We start from the raw sequence: 4,697 nt of genomic DNA on the forward strand, positions 1-4,697 counted from the left end.
CCGCCACTGAGCACGACGCGATCGCCCTGCACGTGATAATTCATTGCCATGACGTCATCCATCTGGCCCAGGGTCGCGATACCCACCAGGCCTGCCAGGGCGATGCTCAACTTCGAATGCTTCATTGCGTTCTCTCTCTCCGCCCGCACCACGCGGGTCGAAAGCAGAACGCAGCAGCAGGGCGAACGCCCCCAGTCGGAGGCGAGAAAAAACATGAATGCATTCACAATGGAAATACGGGGGAAACGTGGGCTTCCCCATCTGGTCACCGTCGCGTAAAACTCGATGACGCGTCCGTCATTGTCGTCCGAGGCCCTCCCCTGTCCGTGCCCTCCCCTTTGCTCCGTGCTGCGCCGGAACTGCCTGGGATTCCGGACGTCTTCATTGCCTTCGTACGTGAGGAACGCGCGCCGCTGTGCGCTTTCCTGCGCGCGCGCGGTGTCGGTCCCGAGGATGCCGAGGACATCGCCCAGGACTGCATGGAGCGCCTGATCCGCTACCGCGCACACGACACCGAGGAACTGCGGCTGCTGCTGTACCGCATCGCCCGCAACCGCCTGGCAGACCGCGGGCGCTCGCCGCAATCGCGCAACCACCTGTCGCTGACCGAACGCGACGGCAACGAAGAAGCCGCCAGTGCTTCTCCTGACCCGCTGCGTCAGGCAGAATCCGGGCAGATGCTCGTCCTGCTGCGCCAGGCACTGTTCAAGCTTCCCGAACGTGCCCGCGAGGTGTATCTGCTCAACCGCATCGCCGGGATGAGCTATACACAGATCGCCCGGCATTGCGGCATCACCGCCAAGACCGTGGAAAAACACATTGCCCGCGCATTGCAGGGCCTGCGCAAGGAGCTGGGCCCCGATCCTCTCCACAATGATGGAGATGCCGAATGATCCGCAACGACAACAGGGATGACACGTTGCTTTTTGAGCATGCAAGCGCCTGGGTAGCCCGGCTGGAAGCCCCCGACTGCAGCCCCGAAGAGCGTCAATCCTTCGAGGACTGGCTGGCCGAGGATCCCGCGCACGTCAGCGCATGGGTGCAGGCCGAGAAGCTGCACCAGCGCAGTGCCGGCCTGGCCGGCGACCCGTGGCTGCGCACAGCGGCTGCACGCACAGCGCGCAGGCCGCAGCGGCGTTGGCTGCCGAGTGTCGCCGCCGCTGCAGGCGTCTGCCTCGCCGTTGGCCTGGGCTGGATGCTGTACACCGATGGCAATCCCACGCCCCTGACCTATGCCAACGCCAGCCTGCTGCCGCAGCAGCGCACGCTGGCCGATGGCAGCATCGCCATGCTCGATGCCGGCACCACGCTCACCGCACGCTTCGGCTGGCGCAAGCGCGAACTGGCGCTGGAGCACGGCCGCATCCAGCTGCAGGTCGAACCGTCATCGCGCTCGCTGCGGGTACAGGCTGGTGGCAGTTCGATCCGCGATATCGGCACCACCTTCCAGGTTGAGCGCCTGGCTGACGGCCGGGTCGAGGTCGCGCTGCTGGAAGGTGTGGTGGAAGTCACCAGTGGCAGCGCGCAGCACACGCTATCGCCGGGCCAGCAGCTGCAGGTCCTGGCCTCCGGGAAGATCCAACCGGGCCCGCAGCTGTCCTCGACCGCCGCCGCCGAGGCCTGGCCTCAGGGCAAGCTGGTGTTTGACGGCACGCCCCTGGCCACCGTGGTCGAACGCATGAACCGCTATGGCAGCACGCCACTGGTGGTCGCCGACCCGGACATCGCCGACCTCGCGGTCAGCGGCACCTTCCGTGCTGGCGACGCGCACGAACTGCTTTCCGCCCTGGAACTGGGGTGGTCCATTGCTGGCCAGCCGCGCTCGGATGGCGCGCTGGAACTGCGCCGCACCTACTAGGCGGCGGCCGATGCCGGCGCCGGGTGTGCTTCGCTGGGACATGCTGCGCTGGGGCCTGCTGCAGGCCCTGCTGTGCGTTGTGCTGGTGCCCGGTGTGGCGGCCACGACAGGCGCCGCCGAGGCAGTCACCCAGATCGATTACCGGATCGCTCCTGGCGCCCTGCCGCCGGCCTTGCAGCAATGGGCACGCCAGAGTGGCATTGCCCTGGTGTTCGACGCACGTGAACTGGCAGACCTGCGCACCAGCGGCGTCGCCGGCTCGCTGGCGCCGGCCGCCGCACTGAAGCAGCTCGTCGCCGGCATGCCGGTGAACATCCTGCAGACGCCCAGCGGCGGATTCGTGGTGCGCCGGCATGCTGCGCCACCCGATGTGGTCGCGCAGCCGGTACGGCGGCCACCGCCGCCAGCACCACCGAAGCCGGTGCAGGTGGAACTGGCTCCGATCCATGTCACCGGCAGCCGGTTGCCGCGCACCTCCGTGCAGACCACGCTGCCGGTAACGGTGATCGACCGCGAAGACATCCTGCGCAGCGGCTACGGCACGCTGTTCGACCTGTTGCGCCACCTGCCCGGCATGAACGGCCATCCGCCACTGAGCACCTCGCGCAGTGGTGATTCGCTGTACCTGCCGGTCGGCGCAGCAGCCACCACCAGCCTGGACGGCATGGGCCCACGCGCGACCCTGTTCCTGGTCAATGGCCGACGCCTGCCGCGCTATCCGATGGTCTCGCTGGAAGAAGGCGGGCTGACCGATCTGGGTGGCATTCCGCTCAGCTTCGTCGAGCGCATCGAACTGGTGCGTGGCGGTGCTTCGGCCATCTACGGCGCCGATGCGATGTCCGGCGTGGTCAACATCATCCTGCGCGACCAGACCGAGGGGCCGGAGGCCACCCTGCAATCGGGGGTCAGCAGCCGTGGCGATGGCGATCAGTACCGTGTGCAGGCAGCCACCGGTGGCGTGCGCGAAGGTGGCGACCGCTGGTTTGCCGGCATCGACCTGCATCGCCTCCAGCATGTAGCCGGTGACCAGCGCGACTGGCATGCGGAAACCTCGCTGTACCCGATCGGACTGTTCATGGCCAACGGCGATTACTATGCCGCTACGCAGTGCGATCCGCCGTTGCAGCGCGAAGACGACGGCTGCTGGTTCGACAGCGCACGTCCGCGTTCGCTGCAGCCGGCATCGGAAACGCTGTCCGGCTACCTGCGCTATCGCCACGAACGCGGTGACGGACGCTACGCCTATGTGGAAGCGCGCGCCAGCCACAACCGCCAGCGTTTTGAACTGGGCCCGACCGCCGTCTCCCTCAATTTCAGCCGTGTCGCGACCTTCAACGTGGTCCTGCAGGAAGGCGGCGAAGTACGCCCGCGCGTGCATGCCACCGAAGGCGACATCAGTTTTGGCATGGGCCGTGAGCGCGCCGGCCGCAGCTGGGATGCCGGTCTCAGCGCGCAGCGCAGCCAGGTGGACCTTCGCACCGAAGGCGCCGTGCGCAGCAAACGCCTGCTGGAAGCCGCACGAACGCTGGATTTCCTGCCCGGCTTTTCCACCCTGCCGCCGGGGCTGGCAGAGGAGCTGTTCCCGGCCATCCACAACCGCGGACGTACCGAGCAGTGGCAGGGCTGGTGGGGCATGCAGCGCACCCTGATGACACTGCCGGGCGGTGCGGCACAACTGGCTACCGGCATCGACCTGCGCCGCGAGCGTTGGACCTCGTTGCCTGATCCGCTGCTGGGCAAGGGCGAGCTGGCGCTGGGCCTGCCGATGGAACAGCGGCGGTTGTCGCGGCAGAGCAACGCTGCTTACGCAGAATTGGGCCTGCCATTGGCGCCGACGCTGCGTCTGGACGTGGCCGCGCGGCTGGACCGCGATGGCGGTGACACTGCGTTCTCGCCGCGTGCCGGCCTGCGCTGGAGCCCGAGCCCGCACTGGTCGTTCCTGCTGGCCAGTGGCCGCGGCTACCGCGCACCCAGCATCTTCGAGCGGCGGCGACCGCCGGGCTACTTCGGCCTGTATCCCCTGCCCGCCTCGGCTTCCCTGCCGCCGTGCGCGCGCCCGCTGCGCGGTGGTGGCTGCGAGGTGGAAGTGGAGGTGGTGGAGAACGATGCGCTGAAAGCCGAGACCTCGCGCAGCCACTCGCTGGCCGCCAGCTGGACTCCGAATGATGCGTTCTCGCTGTCACTTACCCACAACATCGTCGAACTGCGCAACGAGATCCTCGCCCTGCAACCCCGGGATGCACGGTGGAATCCCGGTACCTGGCAGCTGGATGAGCAAGGCCGCCTGCGTGATCTTCGCCTGTCATTCGATAACATCGGCCACACCACCTCGCGCAACTGGGTGCTGCGTGGCGAGTACCGGGTGGATGCCGGCCGCAATGGGCAATGGCTGTTCTCGCTGGATGCATTGAAACAGCAGGAACTGCGACGTGATCGCAGCCATGGCGAATCGGCGGACCTGCGCGGGCATGCCACGCCGGCGAATGCGGGCATTCTCAACGTGCAGTGGCAGAATCCATCCTGGGACATCGCCGTGCGTGGCAACCGCGTCGGCCGCACCCGCGCATGGCTGGCCGGTGAAGCCTGCACGCAGCAGCAGCATGACCAGCGCCGCTGCATGAACCCTGCGCAGCTGCGCTGGAACCTGCATCTGGCGCGCCGGCTGAGCCCGCGGGTGATTGCCGCGCTGGACGTGCACAACCTGCTCGATACGCGGCCGGTGAACTACCTTGTCGGCAGCGGCGGGCAGATGCCCGGGCTGGACGATCCCCTGGGGCGCTACTTCCTGCTGACCCTGCAATTCCGCTGAGCGTAGTACCCTACGCCGCCTGTTCCACGG

At 67.5% G+C, this 4,697-nt stretch carries 3 protein-coding genes; all 3 read left to right on the forward strand.

All coding sequences use genetic code 11. The features are described from left to right. The first annotated feature begins 368 nt into the window (after positions 1-368). Genes DBR20_RS06715 through DBR20_RS06725 form a run of 3 tightly spaced genes read left to right on the forward strand, consistent with a single transcriptional unit; the run spans position 369 to position 4,667 of the window. A complete protein-coding gene (locus DBR20_RS06715; protein WP_108265648.1) occupies positions 369-893 on the forward strand; it encodes a sigma-70 family RNA polymerase sigma factor in 525 nt (174 codons plus the stop codon). Further along, entirely contained in the window at positions 890-1,858 is a 969-nt protein-coding gene (locus tag DBR20_RS06720) for a FecR domain-containing protein (protein ID WP_108265639.1), read from the forward strand. Before DBR20_RS06715 ends, DBR20_RS06720 begins: the two co-directional genes overlap by 4 nt. A gap of 10 nt (positions 1,859-1,868) precedes the next feature. Beyond that, positions 1,869-4,667 (forward strand): TonB-dependent receptor, encoded by a 2,799-nt coding sequence (locus DBR20_RS06725; protein ID WP_258223232.1) that lies wholly within the window; start codon positions 1,869-1,871, stop codon positions 4,665-4,667. Positions 4,668-4,697 lie beyond the last annotated feature (30 nt).

It is taken from the genome of Stenotrophomonas sp. HMWF023 (genome assembly GCF_003060985.1).
GTDB classification, from domain to species: Bacteria; Pseudomonadota; Gammaproteobacteria; order Xanthomonadales; family Xanthomonadaceae; genus Stenotrophomonas; species Stenotrophomonas lactitubi.

Excerpts from the sequence above, each read along its gene's own strand:
- DBR20_RS06720 (WP_108265639.1), top strand. The coding sequence starts at position 890 with ATGATCCGCAACGACAACAGGGATGACACGTTGCTTTTTGAGCATGCA.
- DBR20_RS06725 (WP_258223232.1), top strand. The coding sequence starts at position 1,869 with ATGCCGGCGCCGGGTGTGCTTCGCTGGGACATGCTGCGCTGGGGCCTG.